The 24,876-nt window shown below is 61.2% G+C and carries 37 protein-coding genes; 35 read left to right on the top strand and 2 right to left on the bottom strand.

Going from position 1 to position 24,876, the window contains the following annotated elements; translation table 11 throughout:
* Window positions 1–11 precede the first annotated feature (11 nt).
* The 3 genes from G0D83_RS21795 (at window position 12) to G0D83_RS21785 (ending at window position 3,063) form a co-directional block, all read left to right on the top strand.
* Window positions 12–2,354, top strand: a complete 2,343-nt coding sequence (locus tag G0D83_RS21795; protein ID WP_164196771.1) for a hypothetical protein — start codon at window positions 12–14, stop codon at window positions 2,352–2,354.
* Window positions 2,355–2,512: 158 nt separating this feature from the next.
* The gene (locus G0D83_RS21790; RefSeq protein ID WP_164196770.1) at window positions 2,513–2,710 is read left to right on the top strand and encodes a hypothetical protein; all 198 of its coding nucleotides are present in this window, start codon (window positions 2,513–2,515) and stop codon (window positions 2,708–2,710) included.
* Window positions 2,707–3,063 carry a hypothetical protein gene (locus tag G0D83_RS21785; protein WP_164196769.1) on the top strand — a complete coding sequence of 119 codons (357 nt, stop codon included), beginning with the start codon at window positions 2,707–2,709 and terminating at the stop codon, window positions 3,061–3,063. Before G0D83_RS21790 ends, G0D83_RS21785 begins: the two co-directional genes overlap by 4 nt.
* Before the next feature lie 307 nt (window positions 3,064–3,370).
* Here the strand turns inward: G0D83_RS21785 and G0D83_RS21780 are convergent, their stop codons facing one another.
* Complete coding sequence (locus G0D83_RS21780; protein ID WP_164196768.1) at window positions 3,371–3,745, bottom strand: Arc family DNA-binding protein; 375 nt, start codon at window positions 3,743–3,745, stop codon at window positions 3,371–3,373.
* A 60-nt stretch (window positions 3,746–3,805) separates the two neighbouring features.
* Here G0D83_RS21780 and G0D83_RS32835 point away from each other — a divergent pair, with 60 nt between their 5' ends.
* The 25 genes from G0D83_RS32835 to G0D83_RS21655 all read left to right on the top strand — a co-directional run bounded on the left by G0D83_RS32835 (window position 3,806) and on the right by G0D83_RS21655 (window position 20,330).
* A complete protein-coding gene (locus tag G0D83_RS32835; RefSeq protein WP_370457295.1) occupies window positions 3,806–4,024 on the top strand; it encodes an Arc family DNA-binding protein in 219 nt (72 codons plus the stop codon).
* 67 nt (window positions 4,025–4,091) lie between these two features.
* Window positions 4,092–4,478, top strand: a complete 387-nt coding sequence (locus tag G0D83_RS21770) for a twin-arginine translocation signal domain-containing protein (RefSeq protein ID WP_164196766.1) — start codon at window positions 4,092–4,094, stop codon at window positions 4,476–4,478.
* Complete coding sequence (locus G0D83_RS21765; RefSeq protein ID WP_164196765.1) at window positions 4,475–4,909, top strand: hypothetical protein; 435 nt, start codon at window positions 4,475–4,477, stop codon at window positions 4,907–4,909. The genes G0D83_RS21770 and G0D83_RS21765 overlap by 4 nt, the downstream gene beginning before the upstream one ends.
* Window positions 4,910–5,163: 254 nt before the next feature.
* Window positions 5,164–5,577, top strand: coding sequence for a hypothetical protein (locus tag G0D83_RS21760; protein ID WP_164196764.1), 414 nt, complete (start codon window positions 5,164–5,166; stop codon window positions 5,575–5,577).
* 99 nt (window positions 5,578–5,676) lie between these two features.
* The gene (locus tag G0D83_RS21755) at window positions 5,677–6,213 is read left to right on the top strand and encodes a hypothetical protein (RefSeq protein WP_164196763.1); all 537 of its coding nucleotides are present in this window, start codon (window positions 5,677–5,679) and stop codon (window positions 6,211–6,213) included.
* Window positions 6,214–6,295: 82 nt separating this feature from the next.
* A complete protein-coding gene (locus G0D83_RS21750; RefSeq protein ID WP_164196761.1) occupies window positions 6,296–6,481 on the top strand; it encodes a hypothetical protein in 186 nt (61 codons plus the stop codon).
* Entirely contained in the window at window positions 6,481–7,587 is a 1,107-nt protein-coding gene (locus tag G0D83_RS21745) for a tyrosine-type recombinase/integrase (RefSeq protein ID WP_164196762.1), read from the top strand. The genes G0D83_RS21750 and G0D83_RS21745 overlap by 1 nt, the downstream gene beginning before the upstream one ends.
* A 139-nt stretch (window positions 7,588–7,726) precedes the next feature.
* Entirely contained in the window at window positions 7,727–8,590 is an 864-nt protein-coding gene (locus G0D83_RS21740) for a helix-turn-helix domain-containing protein (protein ID WP_164196786.1), read from the top strand.
* Between the two features lie 2 nt (window positions 8,591–8,592).
* Window positions 8,593–8,862 (top strand): DNA-binding protein, encoded by a 270-nt coding sequence (locus tag G0D83_RS21735; protein WP_164196785.1) that lies wholly within the window; start codon window positions 8,593–8,595, stop codon window positions 8,860–8,862.
* Window positions 8,863–9,100: 238 nt separating this feature from the next.
* Entirely contained in the window at window positions 9,101–10,312 is a 1,212-nt protein-coding gene (locus G0D83_RS21730) for a phage portal protein (protein ID WP_164196784.1), read from the top strand.
* Window positions 10,302–10,691, top strand: coding sequence for a hypothetical protein (locus G0D83_RS21725; protein WP_164196783.1), 390 nt, complete (start codon window positions 10,302–10,304; stop codon window positions 10,689–10,691). The genes G0D83_RS21730 and G0D83_RS21725 overlap by 11 nt, the downstream gene beginning before the upstream one ends.
* Window positions 10,691–11,197, top strand: a complete 507-nt coding sequence (locus tag G0D83_RS21720; protein ID WP_164196782.1) for an HK97 family phage prohead protease — start codon at window positions 10,691–10,693, stop codon at window positions 11,195–11,197. The genes G0D83_RS21725 and G0D83_RS21720 overlap by 1 nt, the downstream gene beginning before the upstream one ends.
* A gap of 1 nt (window position 11,198) precedes the next feature.
* Entirely contained in the window at window positions 11,199–12,377 is a 1,179-nt protein-coding gene (locus tag G0D83_RS21715; protein ID WP_164196781.1) for a phage major capsid protein, read from the top strand.
* Between the two features lie 11 nt (window positions 12,378–12,388).
* The gene (locus G0D83_RS21710) at window positions 12,389–12,775 is read left to right on the top strand and encodes a hypothetical protein (protein WP_164196780.1); all 387 of its coding nucleotides are present in this window, start codon (window positions 12,389–12,391) and stop codon (window positions 12,773–12,775) included.
* Window positions 12,776–12,934: 159 nt separating this feature from the next.
* Window positions 12,935–13,288 carry an HNH endonuclease signature motif containing protein gene (locus G0D83_RS21705; RefSeq protein WP_164196779.1) on the top strand — a complete coding sequence of 118 codons (354 nt, stop codon included), beginning with the start codon at window positions 12,935–12,937 and terminating at the stop codon, window positions 13,286–13,288.
* A 2-nt stretch (window positions 13,289–13,290) separates the two neighbouring features.
* Window positions 13,291–13,773 carry a hypothetical protein gene (locus G0D83_RS21700; RefSeq protein WP_164196778.1) on the top strand — a complete coding sequence of 161 codons (483 nt, stop codon included), beginning with the start codon at window positions 13,291–13,293 and terminating at the stop codon, window positions 13,771–13,773.
* Window positions 13,774–13,776: 3 nt separating this feature from the next.
* Window positions 13,777–14,088, top strand: coding sequence for a head-tail connector protein (locus tag G0D83_RS21695; RefSeq protein WP_164196777.1), 312 nt, complete (start codon window positions 13,777–13,779; stop codon window positions 14,086–14,088).
* Window positions 14,088–14,498 carry an HK97-gp10 family putative phage morphogenesis protein gene (locus tag G0D83_RS21690; RefSeq protein WP_164196776.1) on the top strand — a complete coding sequence of 137 codons (411 nt, stop codon included), beginning with the start codon at window positions 14,088–14,090 and terminating at the stop codon, window positions 14,496–14,498. Before G0D83_RS21695 ends, G0D83_RS21690 begins: the two co-directional genes overlap by 1 nt.
* Entirely contained in the window at window positions 14,498–14,914 is a 417-nt protein-coding gene (locus G0D83_RS21685; RefSeq protein WP_164196775.1) for a DUF3168 domain-containing protein, read from the top strand. The genes G0D83_RS21690 and G0D83_RS21685 overlap by 1 nt, the downstream gene beginning before the upstream one ends.
* Window positions 14,911–15,228 (top strand): phage head closure protein, encoded by a 318-nt coding sequence (locus tag G0D83_RS21680; RefSeq protein ID WP_164196774.1) that lies wholly within the window; start codon window positions 14,911–14,913, stop codon window positions 15,226–15,228. The genes G0D83_RS21685 and G0D83_RS21680 overlap by 4 nt, the downstream gene beginning before the upstream one ends.
* Window positions 15,225–15,656 carry a phage terminase small subunit P27 family gene (locus tag G0D83_RS21675; protein WP_164196773.1) on the top strand — a complete coding sequence of 144 codons (432 nt, stop codon included), beginning with the start codon at window positions 15,225–15,227 and terminating at the stop codon, window positions 15,654–15,656. Before G0D83_RS21680 ends, G0D83_RS21675 begins: the two co-directional genes overlap by 4 nt.
* A 3-nt stretch (window positions 15,657–15,659) precedes the next feature.
* The gene (locus tag G0D83_RS21670) at window positions 15,660–17,267 is read left to right on the top strand and encodes a terminase large subunit (protein ID WP_164196772.1); all 1,608 of its coding nucleotides are present in this window, start codon (window positions 15,660–15,662) and stop codon (window positions 17,265–17,267) included.
* An 11-nt stretch (window positions 17,268–17,278) separates the two neighbouring features.
* Window positions 17,279–19,621 (top strand): hypothetical protein, encoded by a 2,343-nt coding sequence (locus G0D83_RS21665; RefSeq protein ID WP_164196771.1) that lies wholly within the window; start codon window positions 17,279–17,281, stop codon window positions 19,619–19,621.
* A 158-nt stretch (window positions 19,622–19,779) separates the two neighbouring features.
* Entirely contained in the window at window positions 19,780–19,977 is a 198-nt protein-coding gene (locus G0D83_RS21660; protein ID WP_164196770.1) for a hypothetical protein, read from the top strand.
* Window positions 19,974–20,330: a hypothetical protein gene (locus G0D83_RS21655; RefSeq protein ID WP_164196769.1), complete on the top strand. Its 357-nt coding sequence runs from the start codon at window positions 19,974–19,976 to the stop codon at window positions 20,328–20,330. Before G0D83_RS21660 ends, G0D83_RS21655 begins: the two co-directional genes overlap by 4 nt.
* Window positions 20,331–20,637: 307 nt before the next feature.
* Here G0D83_RS21655 and G0D83_RS21650 read toward each other — a convergent pair whose 3' ends face one another.
* Window positions 20,638–21,012 (bottom strand): Arc family DNA-binding protein, encoded by a 375-nt coding sequence (locus G0D83_RS21650; protein WP_164196768.1) that lies wholly within the window; start codon window positions 21,010–21,012, stop codon window positions 20,638–20,640.
* A gap of 60 nt (window positions 21,013–21,072) precedes the next feature.
* Here G0D83_RS21650 and G0D83_RS32830 point away from each other — a divergent pair, with 60 nt between their 5' ends.
* The 7 genes from G0D83_RS32830 to G0D83_RS21615 all read left to right on the top strand — a co-directional run bounded on the left by G0D83_RS32830 (window position 21,073) and on the right by G0D83_RS21615 (window position 24,854).
* A complete protein-coding gene (locus G0D83_RS32830; protein WP_370457295.1) occupies window positions 21,073–21,291 on the top strand; it encodes an Arc family DNA-binding protein in 219 nt (72 codons plus the stop codon).
* Between the two features lie 67 nt (window positions 21,292–21,358).
* Complete coding sequence (locus G0D83_RS21640) at window positions 21,359–21,745, top strand: twin-arginine translocation signal domain-containing protein (protein WP_164196766.1); 387 nt, start codon at window positions 21,359–21,361, stop codon at window positions 21,743–21,745.
* Window positions 21,742–22,176 carry a hypothetical protein gene (locus G0D83_RS21635; RefSeq protein ID WP_164196765.1) on the top strand — a complete coding sequence of 145 codons (435 nt, stop codon included), beginning with the start codon at window positions 21,742–21,744 and terminating at the stop codon, window positions 22,174–22,176. Before G0D83_RS21640 ends, G0D83_RS21635 begins: the two co-directional genes overlap by 4 nt.
* Before the next feature lie 254 nt (window positions 22,177–22,430).
* Complete coding sequence (locus G0D83_RS21630) at window positions 22,431–22,844, top strand: hypothetical protein (protein WP_164196764.1); 414 nt, start codon at window positions 22,431–22,433, stop codon at window positions 22,842–22,844.
* A gap of 99 nt (window positions 22,845–22,943) precedes the next feature.
* Window positions 22,944–23,480, top strand: a complete 537-nt coding sequence (locus G0D83_RS21625; protein ID WP_164196763.1) for a hypothetical protein — start codon at window positions 22,944–22,946, stop codon at window positions 23,478–23,480.
* Between the two features lie 82 nt (window positions 23,481–23,562).
* Window positions 23,563–23,748 carry a hypothetical protein gene (locus G0D83_RS21620; protein ID WP_164196761.1) on the top strand — a complete coding sequence of 62 codons (186 nt, stop codon included), beginning with the start codon at window positions 23,563–23,565 and terminating at the stop codon, window positions 23,746–23,748.
* Window positions 23,748–24,854, top strand: coding sequence for a tyrosine-type recombinase/integrase (locus tag G0D83_RS21615; protein ID WP_164196762.1), 1,107 nt, complete (start codon window positions 23,748–23,750; stop codon window positions 24,852–24,854). Before G0D83_RS21620 ends, G0D83_RS21615 begins: the two co-directional genes overlap by 1 nt.
* Window positions 24,855–24,876: the final 22 nt, after the last annotated feature.

Raw genomic sequence — 24,876 nt, 5'->3', positions numbered from 1 at the left:
GGGCCGCGCAGATGGATGAAGAACGCCTTGTCGTCGCGCTCGAGGCGCGCATTCGCGACTTCGAAAAAAACATGCAGAAGGCAGAACGCCGGGGAACGCAGTCCTACTCCTCGCTTCGCCGCGGCTCGCAAACTGCGACCACCGCCATGGAGCGCGACATGCTGCGCTCGACCAGCCGGATCAACCAGGCGTTGGCCTCGACCTCGACGCAGATTGGCGCGTTTGGAAGAGCCTTCCTCGCGGGTGCGCTGGCGACCGGCATCGCAGCCATCACCACCGGGGCGGCGCGGGCGGTTCGCGGCATCGCCGATATCGACAGGGAAGCCAAGCGCGCTGGCCTCAGTCTAAAAGCGTTCCAGGAACTGAAATTCGTCGGAGACCAGAACCGCATCGAGATCGACGCGATGATCGACGGTTTCAAGGAGCTGCAACTGCGGGCCGACGAGTGGATCACCACGGGGGCTGGCCCGGGCGAAGAGGCCTTCCGCCGCCTAGGCTACAGCGCAACCGACCTGAAGCGCCGTCTCGAGGAACCGGAAGAACTGTTCCTCGATATCGTCAACCGAATGGAAGACCTCGACCGCGCCGCGCAAATTCGAGTGGCAGACGAGGTGTTCGGCGGCACCGCCGGGGAGCGCTTCGTGGAACTGCTTGAGCAGGGCGACGAGGGGCTGCGGCAGACCATGCAGCGCGCCCATGAGGTTGGGGCGGTTCTCGATGCGGAAATGATCGAGAAGGCGCAAGACATCGACCGGCGGTTCAACGATCTTGCAACGCGCGTCAGCTCCTTCGGCAAGCGGGTCGCGGTTGAATTCGCCGACGCCGCTGTGGAGGCCGTGGACCTGCGCGCCAAGCTCGACGAGCTATTCCCGAACGAGGGGCAAGGCCGGGCTGTGCTCGGGGATGAGGCCTTCGAAGCGCTGGAAGATAACCGGGATGCGGTGGATGCGGCAGCCGTGGATATCGGCGAGCTGCGCGAGCAGTACGTGGGCCTCGCTGAGGACGCCGACAGGACGGCCAATGCGCTGACGCAGGCCGCCAACCTGGCGCGCGCGTGGGGTTACGAGGAAGTCGCGGCCACACTTGCGGACAGCGCCACCGAGATGCGCAATCTCTCGGACCAGTTCAAGGACGGCACTATCGATGGCGAGGCCTTCGGTGACCAGCTGTCGACGATCCAGACCAATGCCAGCGCGGCCTTCGATGAGCTCAGTGAAGCGGACAAGGTGGATTTCTCCAACGCCATATCCGAGGTCAGCCGCCTCGGATCGATGATCAGCGAAGTCGCTCGCCTTGCTGTCGAGATGGGAAATCGCATCAGGGACGCGGCAGGGCTCGGCGCGGCGGGGCCGGGAATGGATCAGATTCCGTCCGGCCCGCTTGACGTTTCGTTGCCTCCATCTGGACTGGCACCAGGCTCGTCGCCTCGCCCCCAGATGCCTTCGGTGAACTTCGGGCCCGACACCTCTCCGCGGTCGACCAACGCAACCAGCGGGGGCGGTGGGGGCGGTGGGGACAAGCGCAGCGACTTCGAGAAAGAGGTCGAAAGGACGCGAGCCGCGATCGCCCAACTCGAAGCCGAGTCTGTCGCGCTTCTGGCTGTGGCCGAAGGCGGGCGGGAGATGGGCACAGCCGTCGAGTACGCGAGGAAGAAAGCCGAGCTTCTGTACGATGCGCAGAGCGCCGGCTTGAACCTGACGCCAGAACTTCGCGCTCAGATCGAAGAGCTCGCGAGTGGATATGCGACGGCTGGCAGCGCAGCGGAAGCGGCCGCAGACAGGCTGAGGGAGGTGCAGCAAAGCGCCGAACTCGGGGCGGATCGCATGGCCGACTTCTTTTCCGGCATCCTCGATGGCTCCATGAGCGCCGAGGATGCTTTGAAGGGACTGGTCCAAGAACTTCTCCGAGCCCAACTTCGTTCATCGTTTCTGAACCTGGCTGACGGCGGAGGCTCCGGCAGCAGCATCTTCTCAGCAATCGGTACAATCCTTTCCGGCGGCCGGGCCACGGGCGGCCCGGTGCGAGCTGGCAGCGCTTACCTGGTGAATGAGCGCACGGCGAATTCCGAAGTCTTCGTGCCGTCCAGGTCAGGCGGTGTCCTCAACGTGCCGCAGGCACAGGCAGCGCTCCGTCAATCCGCAGCGCCGGTCGCAGCCCCAGCACCCGTGGTTAACGTGCCTGTCACGGTCCAGAGAGAGCCGGGCACCAACGCCGAAGTTCGCCGTAGAGGTGATGGAAGTGTGGATATCCGCGTGATGATCGAGCGGACCATCGATGACTATTTCGCCAGCGGAAAAGCAGATCGCACAATGGGCCATGCATATGGCCTACGTGGTAGACCAAGAGGATACTAGTGATGAAAATTTGGCCCGCCAACCTCCCGTTTTTCAGAGATGCAGAGGGTTTCACGCGCTCCGGACCCACCGGCGGTGTAATTCGCTCCCAAATGTCCGTAGGACCAGATCACGTGCGTCGTCGAACAACCGCAAGCGTCCAGAGGATGACGGCAAAGATGCCGCTGATCTCCAAGGCGCAGTTGCAGACGTTCGAGCAATTCTTCTCCACTGACCTCGCTGACGGCGCCCTGAAATTCGAAGCGGTTGATCCGATTTCCGAGACCTCGAAAACCTTCAGGTTTGTCGGCACATACTCGATAGGCCTGGTCGCATCGTTCTTCGAGGTCTCGGCCGAACTTGAGATTTTGCCATGAGGGGACGTTTGGCGGAAAAGCTCTGCGCTGCTCTCGCTGCCCAACTCGAGGGTGAATCTGTTCGTCAGCCGGAAGGCTCGTCACCGATCTGGAACGCGTTCATGGGGCTTTCCCGTGCGCGTTCGTGTGGCCCCTCCGGGCCAAACCCGATCAGCTATCCGGAAATCGAAGCCTGGTCGCGCCTCATGCGTGTGCCACTAGATCCTCACCACGTTGATGCCATCGTAGCCTTGGATGAGGTCTGGATGTCCAAGGCCTATCGAAGATCGTCTGCTCCAGAAGGAGTGAAGGTGCTCCCGCAGGTTTCTTCGCAGAAGCTCACGGCATCGACACTCGATCTCGCGCTGGGTTGATCTCTTCGAAAGAGATTTGGGTAACCAAGTAACAAAAATATTGAGTTAGGTAACGCGGATCGATTTCAATAAATATCTTTCTTCACCCAACATCCGCGATACCTAAGCCAGGAGTAATGGGGGGACGCAACTATCATTTCTTCTCGTGTCTTCTCTTTTCCTTTCCTTTCAGCGGGAACGGAAACGGCGAGAAAGCAGCATTGAACCTGGTGTGAACTGTGATCTTCCGGAATATTCTGTGATCCAACTGTGACGTTCTGTGACGGTCACAGAATGTCACAGAACGGCAGGCGCCACGTGCGGGCTTTCACGTGTCATCGAACAAATCGAAGTTCGGCGGCATCTCCCAACCGTCGAGCGCCTTTTCGACATCTGAAGCGTCCATGCGCTCTACAATCTCTTGCATCACAAGCTTTGAAGCGCGGAGGTGCGCGCGCTTTAAGTCAGGAGTCAGGCGGTCGGAGTCCATGGCATCGTCTACCATTTCAATCAGCAGCTTGAGACGCTCCATGTCGTTGGTAGGCTTTGCGGGCGCAGGGTACTTTTCTTCGAGCGTAGCGACTAGCTCGCTATTCACGGAGCGGTTGTTCTCAGCTGCGGCAGCCTTGATGCGGTTCCGCAGCCCTGCGGTGATCCTGAGGGCGATTTGAACTGTCGGCAGTTGAGAGCGTTCCGTAGGCATCCTGACCCCTTTTTTGTGCAATCAATCTGATTTTGTGTGTTGACAGTCAATGCAATCAGTATGCATGGTAATCATATTGATTGCACACAGGAGAGAGACGTGTCGGCTAACGTCCAACCACAATCCGGCAACGAGATCGTCGGGGCTACTCTTCGCATGCCTCGCGACTTGCGTGACGAAATGAAGATCCAAGCAATAAGAGCGGGTATCTCGTTCAACGCTCATGTCTTGAAAATTTTGAGGGAGGCCCTGCCCGATGAGGCTACACCACAAAAGTAAAGGGTCACGGCGTCGGCAAACAGCCCGTGACCCTTTTGAAACCCACCCACAAAGATAGGAATTCCCTATGAACGTAACCACACGTCGTGATTTTTGCAAGGGAGCAACGCTCGCCACCGTCGCGGGCGGCCTTGCCGGCTCCATCATCGTTGACCCTCATGCGGATTTGCTCGTGCGTTGGCGTCATGCATCCAAAGCCTGGCGTTCCGAATTCAACCGGGCGGATGAAGATACACCGGCGAGCGAAGCGATCTGGCGGCATAGGGACGAGTTGAGGCGACGGGTCCTTGAAACAAGGCCCCGTACCTTTTCAGGAGCCGCAGCCCTGCTGGCGTTCATAATCGAAGATTCTGATGGTGACTATGTCTATCAGGGGCACGAAGAGGGCCTGAGACTTCTCGCGGAGTTCATGAAGGATCGCATCGCAATCACTGCAGAGGAGGGCATCGCATGATCGATCGTCGCGCATTCTGCCTGGCTGCTGCTGGACCTGCCCTGCTGACCCCCACCCTTTCCAGGACCACTGAAGACCCCATCCTTCCCCACTATCGCGCTTGGCTGGCGGCCCGCGAAGATTGGCGTCGGGCAAGTATGGTCCCCGGCAACGAGGACTTTGACTCGCCCGAAAGCTTAGACGCCGATGAACGGGAGTTCGCGGCAGAAGACCGCATGCTGGACACGGTCCCTACCTCGAAAGAGGGGCTCGCCGCCGTAGCGCACCTCATGTGGGTTCATCTCGGGCCAGCTGCGCTCAAGGGCAGTGAGAATTACGAGGACCAGTTCAACGCCTTGCCAGCACGCATGGCCCGAGCGATCTGGGCCTTCGCGACCGACGGCGCGCCGATGCCTCCAACCACGTTGTGCGAGGAGGAAGCTCTGCATTGATGCTCAATCCATAATTTGCATGACTTTTACGCAAGCAAGTTGACCGAAAGAGATTTGTGTGAGAAAAAATCACACAAACAAGTGGAGTAAGCAAAATGCGCGCAACTAACTATCTTTCGGACAGAGCGGGACGCCTCGGGGAGCAACACAAGACGCTCTCCCTCATCGACAGGGCTCTTGCAGAAAAGGGCTTGCGTCAAATTGGGACAGGTCGAGCAATCCCTACTCCTACCTTGAGGGAAGAGCTCATCCTCATGCTCGCAACTGTCGGCCGTGGACGTCATCCCATCGCAGACACTCCTTCTGTCGCCCAAGTCTGGGCGGCGATGCCTTGTGTCAGCGGTCGTGGCGAGCCTTTCATGGAAATGAAGGGCAAGACATTGATCGAATGCCTTGAGCGCATTTGCGAGGAAATTCGTGCCGGGCGCTTGGAGGAAGAGATTTCGCTTTCACTCGACCTCACCGGCGAGGACGCAACGCTCAATTTTCTTGAGCGGAATGGTGGTGAACATCTGTTCTTTGACTATTCGGGGGTGAAGGTCTCCTACCAGCGCAGAACAGAAGAAGTCATCGACGGGCACTATCTGCGCGACCTCGCGTTTGGGACCCTGGGTGAAAGAAACACCAAGGCTGCCACAGGTGGGGCGCCGCTTCCCAACGACACCTGAAGAACTGGTATTCGGGAGTTTTCTCCGAGGTGAGCAGTTATCGCTTGATATCTAAACCTATCGAGCGCAAGGTTATCAAATGATAACTTGAGGCATGACATGGACAACATCAATCAACGGCAGTTCACCTCTGGAGAGGTCGTAAAGGCTGCGGGCATCGCCATGGGCGCATTTCAGAATTGGCTCAATCGAGGTGTCCTCATCGGTCCAGACCCCATTAAAGGCGGGGGCACGCCCGGACGATATCGCTCTTTCACCTGGTTCACGCTGAATGAGGTTGCGATGGCCGCCGCCATCGTGAAGGCCGGCGTCAATGACGTACAGACGGCCTTCCGCGCGGCTCAGTCATACGCACATGCAGGCAATGGGGCGTTGCCCGGAACGCCCGCTCGCGACCCTTCCCTGCCCTTCGCGGTGGAGCACGGGCGGACGCTTCTGGCCTTCAATGGTGAACGGGCTGGTGTGTTCTTGTACAAGCCCTCGGAAGACATCCTTCCTCATATCCGTCAATCGTTGGGGCGCCCGGAGGGTTTCACCGTGATCGACGCGCTCGATGTCTTTGATCGCGTATGCGGCTCTATCGGCATCCACCCCCAAGAGGTACTCGATCGGGCTTACTCAGAGAGCAACGCCTGACGATTCAAAGAAGGGGGTTTCGTTAACCCCCTCTTAACGATCCCGGAACACGTGACTGATTGAACAGAACGGAAACACTAACATGGCCAACAGACCCGCCACCTTCAAACAGTCAGACGTCACCCGAGCAGCTCGTGGCGTCACCGCCGCCGGGCTGCCCGTTGTCGGGGTCGAGATCGACCGAGAAGGCAAGATCATCATCCGGTGCGCAGAAAGCGACGGGAAGCAGAGCGTCTCTGCCATCGATAAGGCTCTGGGGATCGAGTGATGAAGAAGGGCAAGAAATTCCGCGGCGTGAACCGACATGAAGACCGCCACGGAAAGGTTCGGTGGCGCCTCCGCCGCACAATAAACGGTCGCAAGATCGATACATATCTCCCCGGGCCATATGGCTCGGATGCGTTCAAAGCCGCGTATGAGATCGCCATCAACGACACGGGGAAAGACCGCACCAAGAGCCCGCCTGGCACTTTCAACTACGTGGTCGAGGAGATGATGCGCTCGCGTCATTGGCGGGAGGGCTTGCGAGAATCCACCCGCACCGCCAAGCGAGGCCGGTTGGACTGGATCCGTGAAAAGATCGGTCGTTTCCAGATCGCTGATCTCAGGCCCCACCACGTCGTCAAGCTCATGGAAATGAAGGGCGGTCCTCAGGCAGCGAACAGGCTCCACAAAGAGCTCTCGGAAATCTACCTGTTCGCCAAACGATCACACGGCTTCGACGGGCTGTCGCCCACCAGCGCGGTGGCGCGCGAAAAGGCCACGAGCAAGGGCTTCCACACATGGACGCCCGATGAGGTATCTCAGTTCAGGGATCACCATAAGACCGGCACCATGGCCCGCCTCGCGTTTGAAATAGCGTTGGGGACCGGGGCTGCTCGTCAGGATGTCGCTCGCATGGGTGCCGCGAACGTGCGCGGCGGGGCCATCGTCTATTCGAGGGGCAAGACCGGTGGGCGGGTCGAGCTTCCGCTTGCGCTGCTGCCTGACCTCGCGGCCGAGCTGGGCCGCAAGCAGCAGTGGGGCGAGGTCTTCGTGACCAAGCCCGACGGAAAGCCATACGCCATCTCCAGCTTCGGCAACTGGTTCCGTGACTGCATCGCCGCTGCTGGGCTCCCAGCGTGGTGCTCCATCCACGGCCTCCGCAAGCACGGAGCCACCAGGCTCGCCGAGCGCGGGGCCACGGAATGGCAGGTGATGGCCTTCCTCGGGCATAGCTCACCCCATGAAGCCCGCCGGTACGTCGCTGAGGCGAACCGCGTGACCATGGTCGCGGACGCGCTCCGGCTCCTCCCGCAAGAAAAGTTGTCTAACCTTCCGGCAAGGTTGGACAAGTCGAGCACGCAAACACTTGAAAAGAAGGCAGAAAAATGAACGTCTGGCGATCCCGGCAGGACGGTAAGACCACCTGCAAAATCAACACCTTGCCTTGCCTTACCCGGCTTGAGGCGGGCATTGAAAACATTGGCGAATTTTCCCGTTTGTCCACCCTAAAAATCGGGGGGGCAAGGGCATGAGCAACCGTGTCAGCGTATCCGTGGTGAAGAAGGTTCTCGGCTCTGCTGTGCGCAAGAGCATCATGCTCTACTTCGCCGACAAGGCCAGCGACGACGGTCGCGGCATCTTCTCCTCGAAGGGTACCATCTCGGCTGAGCTGGAGATTTCCCGCTCGACGGTCATCGCCAATATCAACGAGCTGGTGGAGGAAGGGCTCCTCATCGTGGTCGGCGACCGCCGCCATCCGAATGGCGTGACCGTCGAATATGACATCGATTTGGAGGCCCTCGACCGGCTGCCGAACGTCAAGGACAAGCCCAATGACCCGTCCGGGAGCCGGACCCGTCCGACAGCCGGACCCGTCCGGGAGCCGGACACCACCTGTCCGGCAGCCGGACATGACCCGTCCGGGAGCCGGACACAAACCATCCTAGAACCATCCTTTAACCTTGTGTGTGTCGACGCAGAGGCTCAGCGAGAGACCGACGCGGCGTTTGAGAGGTTCTGGGACGCTCATCCTCGACCCCGCTCGAAGGACGCTTGCCGTGATCTCTTCGACCAAGCCGTGAGGTCGGGAGAAGACCCCAACCGCATCGCTGCGGCAGCCGAGGCGTATCGGGCTGAGAACAAGGGCAATGCCCGACAGTACGTCGCCTATGCCGACAACTGGCTCCGAGACGACCGCTGGGAGGATCACCGGGAGGCCGAGGGCGGCAAGCAGGGCCAGCCCTGTGCCAGTGGCGACCTTGCGGCCTTCTGGGCGAAGAAGATCAGCGCAGGCGTCTACGTCGCGCCCTCTGCGATCAGCGCCAAGATGGCGACCGAGATGCTCAGCCGACGTCTGGTGTCGGAAGCCGAGCTGCGCCGGATCGGGGTGTGACGATGGCAGACAGCAAGCCCAACGACACCCCGCCGCTCGACCGGTGGCGCTTCGACGCGCTGGTGGCTGGAGCCGAGAAGCTCTGGGGCCTCGAGGCCATCGCCCGCGCGCTCAACGTCTCGGTCGACAAGGCCCGAAGGCTGGCCCGCGAGCCGAGCGTTCCGATCTATCGACCGATCGGCGCTGGCAGCTACTTCGCCTTCCGCTCCGAGCTTGATGCCTGGTTGCACGGCGAGAGCTTCCGCCGATCGCAGCGCAGCGCGGCGAAGTAGGGCTCGGTCGATGATGGTTCAGCAGCTCGCAGGCGCATCCGCCGGCCCGGCGCCGAGCACCCCGGGGGTGGTCCTGAACTTTCAGGGTGCCATGGGGACCGGCGCGGGGAGGCTCGCGCGATATTTGCCCGAAATAGGGATTTTTGATGAGGGCTCTTCCCGGAAAACCCACGAAAACCCACGATTTGCTAGGTTCTGCCAGCTAGGCAGCGCAGAGGTTTCCGCCGAGTCTGCGGGCATGTGGCTGTTCAAACGCAAACCTCAGATCGAAACCAAGGGCCTCGCCGAACCCGGCGATGACCTCTACGCCCTTTTCGGCATCACACCGACGGCGTCCACCGGCACGCCGGTCACGCCCGATGCCGCCCTCCGCGTTCCCGCCGTCGGCTCGGCGATCCGGGTTATTTCGGAGGCCGTCGCGACACTCGACGTGAGCATCAAGCGCATTGAGGCCGATGGCACCGAGGTGCAGGATGCTGGCCACCAGGCGCTGCCGCTGCTGCGCGACCAGGCGAACGACTGGACCGACGGTTTCTCGTTCATCCGAGACCTCGTCATTGACGCCCTCTCTGACGACAAGGGCGGCATGGCCTACGTCAACCGCCTTGCGGATGGCCGCATCGCGGAGATCATCCGCTATCGCCGGGGCGTGATCGATGTCCAGTTTGATCAAACCACGGGCGAGCCGAGCTACAAGATCGACGGGCGCCGTGTACCGGCCTCGGATATGATCCACCTTCGGAGCCCCTTCGGGCGCTCGCCGCTGTCACTGGCTCGCGAAGCCATCGGCGTCGCCATCGCACTCGACAGCCACGCTGCCAAACTCTTCGGCAGAGGCGCCCGCCCGTCTGGCGCGCTGATGTTCCCGAAGGGCATGGGCGAAGCTTCCGTGAAGGCTGCCCGAACGGCGTGGAAGGCGACCCATGAGGGCAGCGACGCGAACGGCCAGACTGCGATTCTGTACGACGGTGCCGAGTTCAAACCCTTCACCTTCAACTCGACCGACGCCCAGTTCCTCGAGAACCGCAAGTTCCAGATCCTCGAAATCGCGCGCGCGTTCCGCGTCCCGCCCTCGATGCTCTTCGACCACGACCGGGCGACCTGGTCGAACACCGAGCAGATGGGCCGCGAGTTCCTGAGCTACACGCTGGAGCCTTGGCTGCGTGCCACCGAGGGGGCGCTGCGCCGCGCCCTCTTCACCGACGAAGAGCGTGGAACCCATGCTGTGCGGTTCGATCGCGATGACCTCACCCGGGCCGATCTCTCGACGCGCGCCACGGTGATCAACTCGCTGATTTCCTCCCGGACGATCAACCCGAACGAAGGGCGCCAGTGGATCGGGCTGACGCCGCGCGAAGGCGGGGACGAGTTCCTCAATCCCAACATCACCGAGACCCAGGTACCCGCGCCTGGTGCCCCCGAAGACAAGGAAGACCCCGATGCAGCTTGAGGACATCCGCGCCTTCTCCGCCGATCAGGACCGCGGCATCTGGTTCGAGCTCCTCGACCCCGTGACCCATCAGGCAACCGGCATCCGCCTCAAGGTCGCGGGCCCCGACAGTGAAGTCCAGAATCGCGCTCGGCTACGGTTGGCGGATGACCTCTCCGAGGTTGCGGACACCGAAGGCCGCGTGACCGCCGAAGCGCGAGAGCGCGCCCGCCTGGACAGCCTCGCCCGCTGCGTCATGGCTTGGGAGATCAGCGAGGACGGTCATCCGGTCCCGTTCACCCACGCCAATATCGTCCGCCTCCTGAAAGCCGCCGCATGGGTGCAGGCGCAGGTGGATGCCTTCGCGTCTGATCGCGCTGCGTTCCGGAGGGCTGGCTGATGGATCGCGTCTTCCTCGAAACCAAGTTTGACGCCGCCGATGATGGCAGCATCGAGGGGCTCGCATGGCCCTATGGCCAAGGCGACCGGGTTGGCGACTGGATCCAGAAAGGTGCCTTTGCGAGTGCTTCCCTGCCGATCCCGATGCTCTTCGCCCACGACCAGAAAGAGCCGGTGGGGGTCTGGGAATCCGCCGATGACCGCGAAGACGGGCTCCACCTGAAAGGCCGACTGCTGGTCTCGGACGTTGTTCGCGCCCGCGAGGTGCGCGCCCTCGTCCAGGCCGGCGCCGTGCGGGGTATCTCGATCGGCTTTCGCACGAAAAAGGCCATGCGCCGGGCGCGTGGCGGCCGAACGATCACCGACCTCGAACTCCTCGAGGCCAGCCTCGTGACGATCCCGATGCACCCGGGTGCCCGTGTCACCTCGACAAAGACTGCTGTGAGGGCGCTGACCCTCGCCGCCCAACTGCAACGCGCTTCGGCGCAGCTCGCAAAAAGGACCTGAAATGCGACACCTGATGAAGACCGGGCTGCGTGGCAGCACGGCGCTCTCCCCCGCCGATCTCACCCTTAAGGAAGGCGGCGAGGACGATCCGAACGACATCGTCACCAAGGCCATCGGCGATCTCACCGAAACCGTGAACAAGCGCTTTGACGACCAGGATGCGGATCGCAAGAAGCTGTCCGACCGCCTCGACAAGATTGAGGCCAAGTCCAACCGCGCCAAGGGCGAGGGCGAGGACGATCCCGACGAGGCCGCCGCCGTCGAGAAGAAGGCCTTCGGCACGTACCTTCGCCGCGGCGATGCCGTTCCGGACGAGGACCGCAAAGCCCTGACCGTCGCGAATGACGAACAGGGCGGCTACCTGGCGCCGGCCGAGATGAGCACCGAGTTCATCCGCGACCTGGTCGAATACTCTCCGATCCGCTCGGTGGCGAGCGTGCGCGGCATTTCGAGCCCGTCGGTGAAATACCCGAAGCGCACCTCGGGCACGAACGCCCAGTGGGAAGGCGAAGCCGAAGAGGCGCAGGAATCGACCGTCACCTTCGGCCAGCTGGAAGTTCCGGCGCGCAAGCTGATGACCTACGTCGACATCTCCAACGAGCTGCTCGCCGACAGTGGCGGCACGGCCGAGGCCGAAGTGCGCCTCGCGCTGGCAGAGGACGTCGGCAAGAAGGAAGGCGCCGCCTTCGTCAACGGGACCGGCGCAGGCCAGCCCGAGGGCCTGATGACCCATACCGGCATTGCCGAGTGGGTGAACGGTTCGACCACCGCCGTGTCGCCCGACGCGATGGTGAAGATGATGTACAACTTGCCGGCGGCCTACCGGAACAGCGGCACGTGGATGATGAACGGCACCACGCTCGGCGTCATCCGGACCCTCAAGGATGGCGATGGGCGCTTCCTCTGGCAGCCCAGCTTCCAAGCTGGTCAGCCGGAAACCATCCTCGGCCGTCCGGTCATCGAGGCCGTGGACATGCCCGATGTCGGTGCTGGTGCCTTCCCGATCCTCTACGGCGACTTCTCTGCCTACCGGATCGTGGACCGGCTCGCGATGTCGATCCTCGTCAACCCGTATCTGCTCGCGACCAAGGGTCTGACCCGGATCCACGCCACCCGCCGTGTCGGCGGCCGCGTGCTCCAGGCCGAGCGCTTCCGCAAGCTCAAGATGTCCACCAGCTAAGGAGAGAACCCATGCGTGACATCGCACCCAACATCGGAGTGGTTCAGGCCGTGGCGCCTGCGGTCCTCTCCGCAACGGCCACCTCGGCCGCCATCGACCTTCTCGGCTTCGAGGCCGCGGCGCTGGTGCTCAATACCGGGGCCATCGTTTCGGCCGGCGACTTCACCGCCAAGCTGCAGGAGAGCGACACCACCACCTCGGGCGACTTTACCGACGTGGCGGCGGAGCACCTGGTGGGCAGTCTCCCGGCCACGCTCGAGGCCGACAGCGTCTACAAGCAGGGCTACATCGGCAACAAGCGGTACATCCGCGCGGTCCTCACCAAGAACGGCGGCACCTCGATTGCCGGCGGCGCGGTGATCGTGAAGGGCCACCCGCACGACGCGCCGGTGGCCTGACAATGAATCGCGGGGCGACCTCCTTTGAGGGCCTTCACGACCGGCCCAAAAGCGAGAAGCTGCTCTCCTACACGCCCCGTGTACTGACATCGTATGGTCAAGGGCAGCGTGGTCGAAGGACGGGGCGAATCGCCCCGTCCGTTATCCACGGGGGCGACAGTGCCCGGTAAGCCTCCCAAGGTCTGCGGCTGCGGAAAGCTCGTACCAGGTGGCCAACGATGCCCCTGTCAGCGTGACCGTGACGCGGAGCGCAAGGCGAAGTTCGATCGCAAGCGCCTCAGTTCCAGTGCCCGAGGCTACACAGGCTCGTGGGATCGGGCTCGCGCCCAGTTCCTACGTCAGCATCCATTTTGTCGACGCTGCGGCGACCGGGCCTCTGTCGTCGACCACATGACACCGCACCGCGGCGACCAGCGTCTCTTCTGGGACAAAACCAACTGGCAGCCGCTCTGCACCACCTGCCACTCAAGCGCCAAGCAACGTGAGGAACGGCGCAGCAACCCGAGGACTTAGACATGCCGATTTTTTCCACCGCAGGCGCGAAGCTTTTCATCGGTGGCGTACAGCCGATGAAGTCAGAGGACTTCGTTTTGACCGATTTCGACGGCCAGACGTGGACCGAGATCAAAGAGCTCGAAGCTCTCGGATCACTCGGTGACAGTGCAAACGAGATCACCCAAGACATCATTGGTGAAAAGCGGACGAAGCGCCTGAAGGGCACTCGCGTCGCTCCGCCGATGGAAGTGATTGCCGCAATCAATTACGAAGATGCCGGTCAGGCCGCTGTGATCGCAGCCGAAAAGACCGACGACGACTTCGCCTTCAAGATTCAGCTGGACGACGCCCCGTCGGGCGGCACGCCGAGCGAGCGGTATTTCATCGCGAAGATTGCCAGTGCGACGGAAGCGTATGACACCGCCAACTCCGTCATGAAGTTGAATATGTCGCTGTGGATCAACTCCAACGTCGTGCGTGTCAACGCCGCCGAGGGCGTCTAATCCATGGCCATCCTCACCCTCGTTCAGCTCAAAGAGCAACTCAGCTTCACCGATGATATCGGAGACGTGGACAACGCACTGCTTCAGCGCAAGCTCGAAGCGGCACAGAACCATGTCGAACGTCTTCTCGGCTTCAAGATCGAGGAAAATTTCGGGGGTGAGGATCAAGAGCCAGTACCACCGGTTCTGGTCGAGGCGGTCAGTCAGCTTGCTGCCTGGTGGTACGAACAGCGAGAAGCCGCGGCGGAAGCTGCCCGAGAGGTACCTTTCGGTGTGAAGGAGATCGTGACCGAGTACCGGGAGTTCACCTTCTGATGGCTGATGATGGCGGTCTCTCGAAGTTTCAGGCACGTCTTCGGGCGATCCCCGCAGCGGCTCGTGAGGCTGTCACCCCCGCGCTGACGGCGGGAGGCTATGAGATCGCGGATGCCATCGAAGCCCTCGCGCCTGAGGATGAAGGTGACCTGATCGGTTCAATCGCGGTAACGCTTCCGGGGCAATCCACGCCTCCCTATTCCCAACCGGGCGGCGGGCAGGTGGTGCCGGAGAACCAGGTAGCGATTACCGCTGGCAACTCCGATGTCCGATACCCTCATCTCGTCGAATACGGCACCACCCACACGGCGGCGCAGCCGTTCTTCTGGCCGGGCTACAGGCTCGCGCGAAAGAAAGCTCAGAACCGAATCAAGCGCGCGATCTCCAAGGCCATCAGGGGGGCCAAGTGATGTCAGCTGACCTCCCCGTCCAGATCGCCCTGCGCGCGCGCCTCGTGGCCTCTCCGGCCGTGACCGGGCTCGTGCCCGCGTCCAGCATCCTCGATCGCAATTCGACGCCGGCTCCGCGCCCTAGCATCATCCTCGGGGAGGTGCAGGTCATCGACGAGGGTGACAGCATTGCCCGGACGCGGGAGCGCATCGTGCACACCCTCCACGTCTGGAAGACAGAGCCATCGCGGGAGGGCATCAAGCAGATCATGGCGGCGATGCGCGCCGCCATCCGTTCGGCCCGCCTCGACCTTGGCACCGACTACCACTGCGTCGATTGGCGCGTGTCCAGCGTGCGTGCCCTGTCGGACCCGGACGGCGAGAGCTCGCATGGCGTCCTGACCGTGGAAGTGCTGGCAGAGGAGGTGAGCGCATGAAGGCCGGGAAGATGGTCCACGTGATCTCGATCGAGCGCGCCACGGCGACCATCAGTCCCGCGGGCACGCCGGTCACGACCTGGGCGCCGGTTGCGACCCTGCGCGCCGAGCTCGTTGAGCAGCAGGCCGAAGAGTTCCTTCGAAATGCAGGCGACACCACTGTCGCTACAATCGTCTTCCGTACTCGCTTCCTGCCTAGCCTCACCGACGAGGACCGCGTGAGCTTCGACGGCAACGCCTTCGACATTGACCGCATTGTTCCAATTGGGCGCCGCAAGGGGCTCGAAATTCGCTGTAGGGAGATTTCGCCATGAGGGGAGTGAAGCCGCATATCAGGGTCGAGCGCGAGCCTTTGGCGGATCGCCCGGCGCCGGACTACCTCAGCGCAGATGCGCGCGCGGAGTGGAATAGGATCGTGCCAATTCTCGCGAAGCGCAAGATCCTCACGGAAGCGGATGTTGGATGCATCGAGAACTATTGCATGGCCATCGGCACGGTCCGTGAAATGGATCGTGAGATTCAGCGCGTGGGCGCCGTGCAGAAGGTCTTCAAGATAGACAAGGAAGGCGTCTCGGTCCTCACATCGATCCGCAAGAATCCGGCGGTGAGTATTCGTGCAGAGGCGATGACCCAATCGCGCCTCTACGCCGCCGAGCTTGGGGCGACTCCGGTTTCCAGGTCGCGCCCGACCGTTGACGACGATGACGACGATGACGATCTGTTCGGTTGGACCGGGGGGTAATCGATGCTTGTCCCCTCGTGGATCGATAACCCCGACGAGATTCCCGATCCCCTTGGGCGGGGAGAGCGTGCCGTGCAATGGCTTCGGATGCTCAAGCACCCAAAGAACCCGGCACCCGGACATCCGTTCGAACTCGACGCATGGCAGGAGAACGTGGTCCGGCGCATCTACGGACCTCGGAACGAAGATGGGAGCCGCGTCGTTCGTCGCGTCGTGCTGTTGCTGCCCAGGGGAAACCGGAAGACCAGCCTCTCCGCCGCGATCACGCTGCTGCATGTGATGGGGCCGGAGAGCGAGCCTGGAGGCCTCGTGGTGTCGGCGGCATCCGCACACGAACAGGCGCTCGAGCTCTACAACGAAGCCGCCATGATCATTCGCTTCGACCGCCGGCTGGAAAAGCATCTCAGCGTGCGTGAGTATCAGTCGCGTATTTCCTGCAAGAAGCGGCAGACCAGATACATCGCCGTGGCTTCCGACGGCAAGGTTCAGCATGGCAAAACGCCCAACGTCGTCATTGCCGACGAGCTTCATGCCTGGGAGGGGCGCGCAGGCCTGCGCCAATGGGAGGCGCTCGACTCGGCGCTCGTAAAGGTGCCCGGCACACTGATGATCGTTGCCAGCACCTCGGGCCGCGGGCAAGAGAACCTCGCGTGGCAAACCGTCGAGTACGCCATCAAGGTTCAGAAGGGTGAGATTGATGACCCGGCCACCCTGCCTGTCATTTTCATGGCCGAGCCCGAAGACGATTGGACGGATGAGGCACTTTGGCATGCGGTGAACCCCGGCCTTGCCCACGGCTATCCGGACCTGCCGGCGTTTCGTGATAAGGCTCGCAAGGCCGAGCATTCGCCGTTCGAACGGGACAGCTTCCTTCAGTTCAACCTCAACCGCTGGCTTGATCAGACCACCTCCCCATTCGTTGAAATGCACGTCTACGATCAGGGTGCGCACGACGTGGACCCGGAAGAGATGGAGATGGTCCAGGAACCATGCTACCTCGGCGTCGACCTCTCGAAGAACGAAGACCTTACCGTGGTGGTGGCCTGCTGGCCGGACGGTGAGGATGGCTACCAGGTGGTTCCCTACTTCTTCTGCCCAGAAGACAACCTGCGCGCCCGAGGTGAGGCACACGGCGTCGACTATGTCTCTTGGGCGGAGGATGGCTACATCATCCCAACGCCGGGCAACACCGTTGACCTGCGCGCGGTAGAGGAGCACATCCGCGAGCTTTGCGCCCGCTTCAACGTTCGCGAGATCGCCTTCGACCCGACCTATGGGCGCGCAATGATGGCCGATCTCGTCGATGACGGCCTGCCCGCTGTCGAGTTCCGTCAAGGTTGGGTAACGATGGCACCCGCGGTCAAAGAACTTGAGCGGGCAATTCTCGGCGGTCGATTCAAACACGCCGGCCACCCGGTGCTGCGCTGGAACTTTGGCAACATTCAGCTTCATGTCGATGCAGCCGGAAACCGATCGTTCCACAAGGGCAAGAGTGGCAACAAGATCGACGGCGCGGTGGCCTGCGCCATGGCCGTAGCGCGCTGCGCGGCGGCCGAGGATCACTTCACCAGCTCGGCCGACTGGTTCACCGATGAACTCTGGACAACGTAAGGGCCGCGCAGATGGATGAAGAACGCCTTGTCGTCGCGCTCGAGGCGCGCATTCGCGACTTCGAAAAAAACATGCAGAAGGCAGAACGCCGGGGAACGCAGTCCTACTCCTCGCTTCGCCGCGGCTCGCAAACTGCGACCACCGCCATGGAGCGCGACATGCTGCGCTCGACCAGCCGGATCAACCAGGCGTTGGCCTCGACCTCGACGCAGATTGGCGCGTTTGGAAGAGCCTTCCTCGCGGGTGCGCTGGCGACCGGCATCGCAGCCATCACCACCGGGGCGGCGCGGGCGGTTCGCGGCATCGCCGATATCGACAGGGAAGCCAAGCGCGCTGGCCTCAGTCTAAAAGCGTTCCAGGAACTGAAATTCGTCGGAGACCAGAACCGCATCGAGATCGACGCGATGATCGACGGTTTCAAGGAGCTGCAACTGCGGGCCGACGAGTGGATCACCACGGGGGCTGGCCCGGGCGAAGAGGCCTTCCGCCGCCTAGGCTACAGCGCAACCGACCTGAAGCGCCGTCTCGAGGAACCGGAAGAACTGTTCCTCGATATCGTCAACCGAATGGAAGACCTCGACCGCGCCGCGCAAATTCGAGTGGCAGACGAGGTGTTCGGCGGCACCGCCGGGGAGCGCTTCGTGGAACTGCTTGAGCAGGGCGACGAGGGGCTGCGGCAGACCATGCAGCGCGCCCATGAGGTTGGGGCGGTTCTCGATGCGGAAATGATCGAGAAGGCGCAAGACATCGACCGGCGGTTCAACGATCTTGCAACGCGCGTCAGCTCCTTCGGCAAGCGGGTCGCGGTTGAATTCGCCGACGCCGCTGTGGAGGCCGTGGACCTGCGCGCCAAGCTCGACGAGCTATTCCCGAACGAGGGGCAAGGCCGGGCTGTGCTCGGGGATGAGGCCTTCGAAGCGCTGGAAGATAACCGGGATGCGGTGGATGCGGCAGCCGTGGATATCGGCGAGCTGCGCGAGCAGTACGTGGGCCTCGCTGAGGACGCCGACAGGACGGCCAATGCGCTGACGCAGGCCGCCAACCTGGCGCGCGCGTGGGGTTACGAGGAAGTCGCGGCCACACTTGCGGACAGCGCCACCGAGATGCGCAATCTCTCGGACCAGTTCAAGGACGGCACTATCGATGGCGAGGCCTTCGGTGACCAGCTGTCGACGATCCAGACCAATGCCAGCGCGGCCTTCGATGAGCTCAGTGAAGCGGACAAGGTGGATTTCTCCAACGCCATATCCGAGGTCAGCCGCCTCGGATCGATGATCAGCGAAGTCGCTCGCCTTGCTGTCGAGATGGGAAATCGCATCAGGGACGCGGCAGGGCTCGGCGCGGCGGGGCCGGGAATGGATCAGATTCCGTCCGGCCCGCTTGACGTTTCGTTGCCTCCATCTGGACTGGCACCAGGCTCGTCGCCTCGCCCCCAGATGCCTTCGGTGAACTTCGGGCCCGACACCTCTCCGCGGTCGACCAACGCAACCAGCGGGGGCGGTGGGGGCGGTGGGGACAAGCGCAGCGACTTCGAGAAAGAGGTCGAAAGGACGCGAGCCGCGATCGCCCAACTCGAAGCCGAGTCTGTCGCGCTTCTGGCTGTGGCCGAAGGCGGGCGGGAGATGGGCACAGCCGTCGAGTACGCGAGGAAGAAAGCCGAGCTTCTGTACGATGCGCAGAGCGCCGGCTTGAACCTGACGCCAGAACTTCGCGCTCAGATCGAAGAGCTCGCGAGTGGATATGCGACGGCTGGCAGCGCAGCGGAAGCGGCCGCAGACAGGCTGAGGGAGGTGCAGCAAAGCGCCGAACTCGGGGCGGATCGCATGGCCGACTTCTTTTCCGGCATCCTCGATGGCTCCATGAGCGCCGAGGATGCTTTGAAGGGACTGGTCCAAGAACTTCTCCGAGCCCAACTTCGTTCATCGTTTCTGAACCTGGCTGACGGCGGAGGCTCCGGCAGCAGCATCTTCTCAGCAATCGGTACAATCCTTTCCGGCGGCCGGGCCACGGGCGGCCCGGTGCGAGCTGGCAGCGCTTACCTGGTGAATGAGCGCACGGCGAATTCCGAAGTCTTCGTGCCGTCCAGGTCAGGCGGTGTCCTCAACGTGCCGCAGGCACAGGCAGCGCTCCGTCAATCCGCAGCGCCGGTCGCAGCCCCAGCACCCGTGGTTAACGTGCCTGTCACGGTCCAGAGAGAGCCGGGCACCAACGCCGAAGTTCGCCGTAGAGGTGATGGAAGTGTGGATATCCGCGTGATGATCGAGCGGACCATCGATGACTATTTCGCCAGCGGAAAAGCAGATCGCACAATGGGCCATGCATATGGCCTACGTGGTAGACCAAGAGGATACTAGTGATGAAAATTTGGCCCGCCAACCTCCCGTTTTTCAGAGATGCAGAGGGTTTCACGCGCTCCGGACCCACCGGCGGTGTAATTCGCTCCCAAATGTCCGTAGGACCAGATCACGTGCGTCGTCGAACAACCGCAAGCGTCCAGAGGATGACGGCAAAGATGCCGCTGATCTCCAAGGCGCAGTTGCAGACGTTCGAGCAATTCTTCTCCACTGACCTCGCTGACGGCGCCCTGAAATTCGAAGCGGTTGATCCGATTTCCGAGACCTCGAAAACCTTCAGGTTTGTCGGCACATACTCGATAGGCCTGGTCGCATCGTTCTTCGAGGTCTCGGCCGAACTTGAGATTTTGCCATGAGGGGACGTTTGGCGGAAAAGCTCTGCGCTGCTCTCGCTGCCCAACTCGAGGGTGAATCTGTTCGTCAGCCGGAAGGCTCGTCACCGATCTGGAACGCGTTCATGGGGCTTTCCCGTGCGCGTTCGTGTGGCCCCTCCGGGCCAAACCCGATCAGCTATCCGGAAATCGAAGCCTGGTCGCGCCTCATGCGTGTGCCACTAGATCCTCACCACGTTGATGCCATCGTAGCCTTGGATGAGGTCTGGATGTCCAAGGCCTATCGAAGATCGTCTGCTCCAGAAGGAGTGAAGGTGCTCCCGCAGGTTTCTTCGCAGAAGCTCACGGCATCGACACTCGATCTCGCGCTGGGTTGATCTCTTCGAAAGAGATTTGGGTAACCAAGTAACAAAAATATTGAGTTAGGTAACGCGGATCGATTTCAATAAATATCTTTCTTCACCCAACATCCGCGATACCTAAGCCAGGAGTAATGGGGGGACGCAACTATCATTTCTTCTCGTGTCTTCTCTTTTCCTTTCCTTTCAGCGGGAACGGAAACGGCGAGAAAGCAGCATTGAACCTGGTGTGAACTGTGATCTTCCGGAATATTCTGTGATCCAACTGTGACGTTCTGTGACGGTCACAGAATGTCACAGAACGGCAGGCGCCACGTGCGGGCTTTCACGTGTCATCGAACAAATCGAAGTTCGGCGGCATCTCCCAACCGTCGAGCGCCTTTTCGACATCTGAAGCGTCCATGCGCTCTACAATCTCTTGCATCACAAGCTTTGAAGCGCGGAGGTGCGCGCGCTTTAAGTCAGGAGTCAGGCGGTCGGAGTCCATGGCATCGTCTACCATTTCAATCAGCAGCTTGAGACGCTCCATGTCGTTGGTAGGCTTTGCGGGCGCAGGGTACTTTTCTTCGAGCGTAGCGACTAGCTCGCTATTCACGGAGCGGTTGTTCTCAGCTGCGGCAGCCTTGATGCGGTTCCGCAGCCCTGCGGTGATCCTGAGGGCGATTTGAACTGTCGGCAGTTGAGAGCGTTCCGTAGGCATCCTGACCCCTTTTTTGTGCAATCAATCTGATTTTGTGTGTTGACAGTCAATGCAATCAGTATGCATGGTAATCATATTGATTGCACACAGGAGAGAGACGTGTCGGCTAACGTCCAACCACAATCCGGCAACGAGATCGTCGGGGCTACTCTTCGCATGCCTCGCGACTTGCGTGACGAAATGAAGATCCAAGCAATAAGAGCGGGTATCTCGTTCAACGCTCATGTCTTGAAAATTTTGAGGGAGGCCCTGCCCGATGAGGCTACACCACAAAAGTAAAGGGTCACGGCGTCGGCAAACAGCCCGTGACCCTTTTGAAACCCACCCACAAAGATAGGAATTCCCTATGAACGTAACCACACGTCGTGATTTTTGCAAGGGAGCAACGCTCGCCACCGTCGCGGGCGGCCTTGCCGGCTCCATCATCGTTGACCCTCATGCGGATTTGCTCGTGCGTTGGCGTCATGCATCCAAAGCCTGGCGTTCCGAATTCAACCGGGCGGATGAAGATACACCGGCGAGCGAAGCGATCTGGCGGCATAGGGACGAGTTGAGGCGACGGGTCCTTGAAACAAGGCCCCGTACCTTTTCAGGAGCCGCAGCCCTGCTGGCGTTCATAATCGAAGATTCTGATGGTGACTATGTCTATCAGGGGCACGAAGAGGGCCTGAGACTTCTCGCGGAGTTCATGAAGGATCGCATCGCAATCACTGCAGAGGAGGGCATCGCATGATCGATCGTCGCGCATTCTGCCTGGCTGCTGCTGGACCTGCCCTGCTGACCCCCACCCTTTCCAGGACCACTGAAGACCCCATCCTTCCCCACTATCGCGCTTGGCTGGCGGCCCGCGAAGATTGGCGTCGGGCAAGTATGGTCCCCGGCAACGAGGACTTTGACTCGCCCGAAAGCTTAGACGCCGATGAACGGGAGTTCGCGGCAGAAGACCGCATGCTGGACACGGTCCCTACCTCGAAAGAGGGGCTCGCCGCCGTAGCGCACCTCATGTGGGTTCATCTCGGGCCAGCTGCGCTCAAGGGCAGTGAGAATTACGAGGACCAGTTCAACGCCTTGCCAGCACGCATGGCCCGAGCGATCTGGGCCTTCGCGACCGACGGCGCGCCGATGCCTCCAACCACGTTGTGCGAGGAGGAAGCTCTGCATTGATGCTCAATCCATAATTTGCATGACTTTTACGCAAGCAAGTTGACCGAAAGAGATTTGTGTGAGAAAAAATCACACAAACAAGTGGAGTAAGCAAAATGCGCGCAACTAACTATCTTTCGGACAGAGCGGGACGCCTCGGGGAGCAACACAAGACGCTCTCCCTCATCGACAGGGCTCTTGCAGAAAAGGGCTTGCGTCAAATTGGGACAGGTCGAGCAATCCCTACTCCTACCTTGAGGGAAGAGCTCATCCTCATGCTCGCAACTGTCGGCCGTGGACGTCATCCCATCGCAGACACTCCTTCTGTCGCCCAAGTCTGGGCGGCGATGCCTTGTGTCAGCGGTCGTGGCGAGCCTTTCATGGAAATGAAGGGCAAGACATTGATCGAATGCCTTGAGCGCATTTGCGAGGAAATTCGTGCCGGGCGCTTGGAGGAAGAGATTTCGCTTTCACTCGACCTCACCGGCGAGGACGCAACGCTCAATTTTCTTGAGCGGAATGGTGGTGAACATCTGTTCTTTGACTATTCGGGGGTGAAGGTCTCCTACCAGCGCAGAACAGAAGAAGTCATCGACGGGCACTATCTGCGCGACCTCGCGTTTGGGACCCTGGGTGAAAGAAACACCAAGGCTGCCACAGGTGGGGCGCCGCTTCCCAACGACACCTGAAGAACTGGTATTCGGGAGTTTTCTCCGAGGTGAGCAGTTATCGCTTGATATCTAAACCTATCGAGCGCAAGGTTATCAAATGATAACTTGAGGCATGACATGGACAACATCAATCAACGGCAGTTCACCTCTGGAGAGGTCGTAAAGGCTGCGGGCATCGCCATGGGCGCATTTCAGAATTGGCTCAATCGAGGTGTCCTCATCGGTCCAGACCCCATTAAAGGCGGGGGCACGCCCGGACGATATCGCTCTTTCACCTGGTTCACGCTGAATGAGGTTGCGATGGCCGCCGCCATCGTGAAGGCCGGCGTCAATGACGTACAGACGGCCTTCCGCGCGGCTCAGTCATACGCACATGCAGGCAATGGGGCGTTGCCCGGAACGCCCGCTCGCGACCCTTCCCTGCCCTTCGCGGTGGAGCACGGGCGGACGCTTCTGGCCTTCAATGGTGAACGGGCTGGTGTGTTCTTGTACAAGCCCTCGGAAGACATCCTTCCTCATATCCGTCAATCGTTGGGGCGCCCGGAGGGTTTCACCGTGATCGACGCGCTCGATGTCTTTGATCGCGTATGCGGCTCTATCGGCATCCACCCCCAAGAGGTACTCGATCGGGCTTACTCAGAGAGCAACGCCTGACGATTCAAAGAAGGGGGTTTCGTTAACCCCCTCTTAACGATCCCGGAACACGTGACTGATTGAACAGAACGGAAACACTAACATGGCCAACAGACCCGCCACCTTCAAACAGTCAGACGTCACCCGAGCAGCTCGTGGCGTCACCGCCGCCGGGCTGCCCGTTGTCGGGGTCGAGATCGACCGAGAAGGCAAGATCATCATCCGGTGCGCAGAAAGCGACGGGAAGCAGAGCGTCTCTGCCATCGATAAGGCTCTGGGGATCGAGTGATGAAGAAGGGCAAGAAATTCCGCGGCGTGAACCGACATGAAGACCGCCACGGAAAGGTTCGGTGGCGCCTCCGCCGCACAATAAACGGTCGCAAGATCGATACATATCTCCCCGGGCCATATGGCTCGGATGCGTTCAAAGCCGCGTATGAGATCGCCATCAACGACACGGGGAAAGACCGCACCAAGAGCCCGCCTGGCACTTTCAACTACGTGGTCGAGGAGATGATGCGCTCGCGTCATTGGCGGGAGGGCTTGCGAGAATCCACCCGCACCGCCAAGCGAGGCCGGTTGGACTGGATCCGTGAAAAGATCGGTCGTTTCCAGATCGCTGATCTCAGGCCCCACCACGTCGTCAAGCTCATGGAAATGAAGGGCGGTCCTCAGGCAGCGAACAGGCTCCACAAAGAGCTCTCGGAAATCTACCTGTTCGCCAAACGATCACACGGCTTCGACGGGCTGTCGCCCACCAGCGCGGTGGCGCGCGAAAAGGCCACGAGCAAGGGCTTCCACACATGGACGCCCGATGAGGTATCTCAGTTCAGGGATCACCATAAGACCGGCACCATGGCCCGCCTCGCGTTTGAAATAGCGTTGGGGACCGGGGCTGCTCGTCAGGATGTCGCTCGCATGGGTGCCGCGAACGTGCGCGGCGGGGCCATCGTCTATTCGAGGGGCAAGACCGGTGGGCGGGTCGAGCTTCCGCTTGCGCTGCTGCCTGACCTCGCGGCCGAGCTGGGCCGCAAGCAGCAGTGGGGCGAGGTCTTCGTGACCAAGCCCGACGGAAAGCCATACGCCATCTCCAGCTTCGGCAACTGGTTCCGTGACTGCATCGCCGCTGCTGGGCTCCCAGCGTGGTGCTCCATCCACGGCCTCCGCAAGCACGGAGCCACCAGGCTCGCCGAGCGCGGGGCCACGGAATGGCAGGTGATGGCCTTCCTCGGGCATAGCTCACCCCATGAAGCCCGCCGGTACGTCGCTGAGGCGAACCGCGTGACCATGGTCGCGGACGCGCTCCGGCTCCTCCCGCAAGAAAAGTTGTCTAACCTTCCGGCAAGGTTGGACAAGTCGAGCACGCAAACACTTGAAAAGAAGGCAGAAAAATGAACGTCTGGCGATCCCGGCAGGA

The organism is Salipiger sp. PrR003 (genome assembly GCF_010500785.1).
In the GTDB taxonomy this organism is placed as follows: Bacteria; Pseudomonadota; Alphaproteobacteria; order Rhodobacterales; family Rhodobacteraceae; genus Salipiger; species Salipiger pacificus_A.
Note: the sequence above shows the minus strand (reverse complement) of the source record. Positions and strands in the feature narration are given on the sequence as shown.

What these genes read in the sequence shown, in the direction of transcription:
- G0D83_RS21695 (WP_164196777.1), top strand. Translation starts at nt 13,777, where the DNA reads ATGGCCATCCTCACCCTCGTTCAGCTCAAAGAGCAACTCAGCTTCACC.
- G0D83_RS21615 (WP_164196762.1), top strand. Translation starts at nt 23,748, where the DNA reads ATGAAGAAGGGCAAGAAATTCCGCGGCGTGAACCGACATGAAGACCGC.
- G0D83_RS21655 (WP_164196769.1), top strand. Translation starts at nt 19,974, where the DNA reads ATGAGGGGACGTTTGGCGGAAAAGCTCTGCGCTGCTCTCGCTGCCCAA.
- G0D83_RS21690 (WP_164196776.1), top strand. Translation starts at nt 14,088, where the DNA reads ATGGCTGATGATGGCGGTCTCTCGAAGTTTCAGGCACGTCTTCGGGCG.
- G0D83_RS21795 (WP_164196771.1), top strand. Translation starts at nt 12, where the DNA reads ATGGATGAAGAACGCCTTGTCGTCGCGCTCGAGGCGCGCATTCGCGAC.
- G0D83_RS21675 (WP_164196773.1), top strand. Translation starts at nt 15,225, where the DNA reads ATGAGGGGAGTGAAGCCGCATATCAGGGTCGAGCGCGAGCCTTTGGCG.
- G0D83_RS21740 (WP_164196786.1), top strand. Translation starts at nt 7,727, where the DNA reads ATGAGCAACCGTGTCAGCGTATCCGTGGTGAAGAAGGTTCTCGGCTCT.
- G0D83_RS21755 (WP_164196763.1), top strand. Translation starts at nt 5,677, where the DNA reads ATGGACAACATCAATCAACGGCAGTTCACCTCTGGAGAGGTCGTAAAG.
- G0D83_RS21785 (WP_164196769.1), top strand. Translation starts at nt 2,707, where the DNA reads ATGAGGGGACGTTTGGCGGAAAAGCTCTGCGCTGCTCTCGCTGCCCAA.
- G0D83_RS21730 (WP_164196784.1), top strand. Translation starts at nt 9,101, where the DNA reads ATGTGGCTGTTCAAACGCAAACCTCAGATCGAAACCAAGGGCCTCGCC.
- G0D83_RS21625 (WP_164196763.1), top strand. Translation starts at nt 22,944, where the DNA reads ATGGACAACATCAATCAACGGCAGTTCACCTCTGGAGAGGTCGTAAAG.
- G0D83_RS21790 (WP_164196770.1), top strand. Translation starts at nt 2,513, where the DNA reads ATGCCGCTGATCTCCAAGGCGCAGTTGCAGACGTTCGAGCAATTCTTC.
- G0D83_RS21620 (WP_164196761.1), top strand. Translation starts at nt 23,563, where the DNA reads ATGGCCAACAGACCCGCCACCTTCAAACAGTCAGACGTCACCCGAGCA.
- G0D83_RS21685 (WP_164196775.1), top strand. Translation starts at nt 14,498, where the DNA reads ATGTCAGCTGACCTCCCCGTCCAGATCGCCCTGCGCGCGCGCCTCGTG.
- G0D83_RS21765 (WP_164196765.1), top strand. Translation starts at nt 4,475, where the DNA reads ATGATCGATCGTCGCGCATTCTGCCTGGCTGCTGCTGGACCTGCCCTG.
- G0D83_RS21710 (WP_164196780.1), top strand. Translation starts at nt 12,389, where the DNA reads ATGCGTGACATCGCACCCAACATCGGAGTGGTTCAGGCCGTGGCGCCT.
- G0D83_RS21640 (WP_164196766.1), top strand. Translation starts at nt 21,359, where the DNA reads ATGAACGTAACCACACGTCGTGATTTTTGCAAGGGAGCAACGCTCGCC.
- G0D83_RS21670 (WP_164196772.1), top strand. Translation starts at nt 15,660, where the DNA reads ATGCTTGTCCCCTCGTGGATCGATAACCCCGACGAGATTCCCGATCCC.
- G0D83_RS21650 (WP_164196768.1), bottom strand. Translation starts at nt 21,012, where the DNA reads ATGCCTACGGAACGCTCTCAACTGCCGACAGTTCAAATCGCCCTCAGG.
- G0D83_RS21745 (WP_164196762.1), top strand. Translation starts at nt 6,481, where the DNA reads ATGAAGAAGGGCAAGAAATTCCGCGGCGTGAACCGACATGAAGACCGC.
- G0D83_RS21770 (WP_164196766.1), top strand. Translation starts at nt 4,092, where the DNA reads ATGAACGTAACCACACGTCGTGATTTTTGCAAGGGAGCAACGCTCGCC.
- G0D83_RS32830 (WP_370457295.1), top strand. Translation starts at nt 21,073, where the DNA reads ATGCATGGTAATCATATTGATTGCACACAGGAGAGAGACGTGTCGGCT.
- G0D83_RS21715 (WP_164196781.1), top strand. Translation starts at nt 11,199, where the DNA reads ATGCGACACCTGATGAAGACCGGGCTGCGTGGCAGCACGGCGCTCTCC.
- G0D83_RS21760 (WP_164196764.1), top strand. Translation starts at nt 5,164, where the DNA reads ATGCTCGCAACTGTCGGCCGTGGACGTCATCCCATCGCAGACACTCCT.
- G0D83_RS21665 (WP_164196771.1), top strand. Translation starts at nt 17,279, where the DNA reads ATGGATGAAGAACGCCTTGTCGTCGCGCTCGAGGCGCGCATTCGCGAC.
- G0D83_RS21725 (WP_164196783.1), top strand. Translation starts at nt 10,302, where the DNA reads ATGCAGCTTGAGGACATCCGCGCCTTCTCCGCCGATCAGGACCGCGGC.
- G0D83_RS21780 (WP_164196768.1), bottom strand. Translation starts at nt 3,745, where the DNA reads ATGCCTACGGAACGCTCTCAACTGCCGACAGTTCAAATCGCCCTCAGG.
- G0D83_RS21660 (WP_164196770.1), top strand. Translation starts at nt 19,780, where the DNA reads ATGCCGCTGATCTCCAAGGCGCAGTTGCAGACGTTCGAGCAATTCTTC.
- G0D83_RS21735 (WP_164196785.1), top strand. Translation starts at nt 8,593, where the DNA reads ATGGCAGACAGCAAGCCCAACGACACCCCGCCGCTCGACCGGTGGCGC.
- G0D83_RS21680 (WP_164196774.1), top strand. Translation starts at nt 14,911, where the DNA reads ATGAAGGCCGGGAAGATGGTCCACGTGATCTCGATCGAGCGCGCCACG.
- G0D83_RS21635 (WP_164196765.1), top strand. Translation starts at nt 21,742, where the DNA reads ATGATCGATCGTCGCGCATTCTGCCTGGCTGCTGCTGGACCTGCCCTG.
- G0D83_RS21750 (WP_164196761.1), top strand. Translation starts at nt 6,296, where the DNA reads ATGGCCAACAGACCCGCCACCTTCAAACAGTCAGACGTCACCCGAGCA.
- G0D83_RS32835 (WP_370457295.1), top strand. Translation starts at nt 3,806, where the DNA reads ATGCATGGTAATCATATTGATTGCACACAGGAGAGAGACGTGTCGGCT.
- G0D83_RS21720 (WP_164196782.1), top strand. Translation starts at nt 10,691, where the DNA reads ATGGATCGCGTCTTCCTCGAAACCAAGTTTGACGCCGCCGATGATGGC.
- G0D83_RS21630 (WP_164196764.1), top strand. Translation starts at nt 22,431, where the DNA reads ATGCTCGCAACTGTCGGCCGTGGACGTCATCCCATCGCAGACACTCCT.
- G0D83_RS21700 (WP_164196778.1), top strand. Translation starts at nt 13,291, where the DNA reads ATGCCGATTTTTTCCACCGCAGGCGCGAAGCTTTTCATCGGTGGCGTA.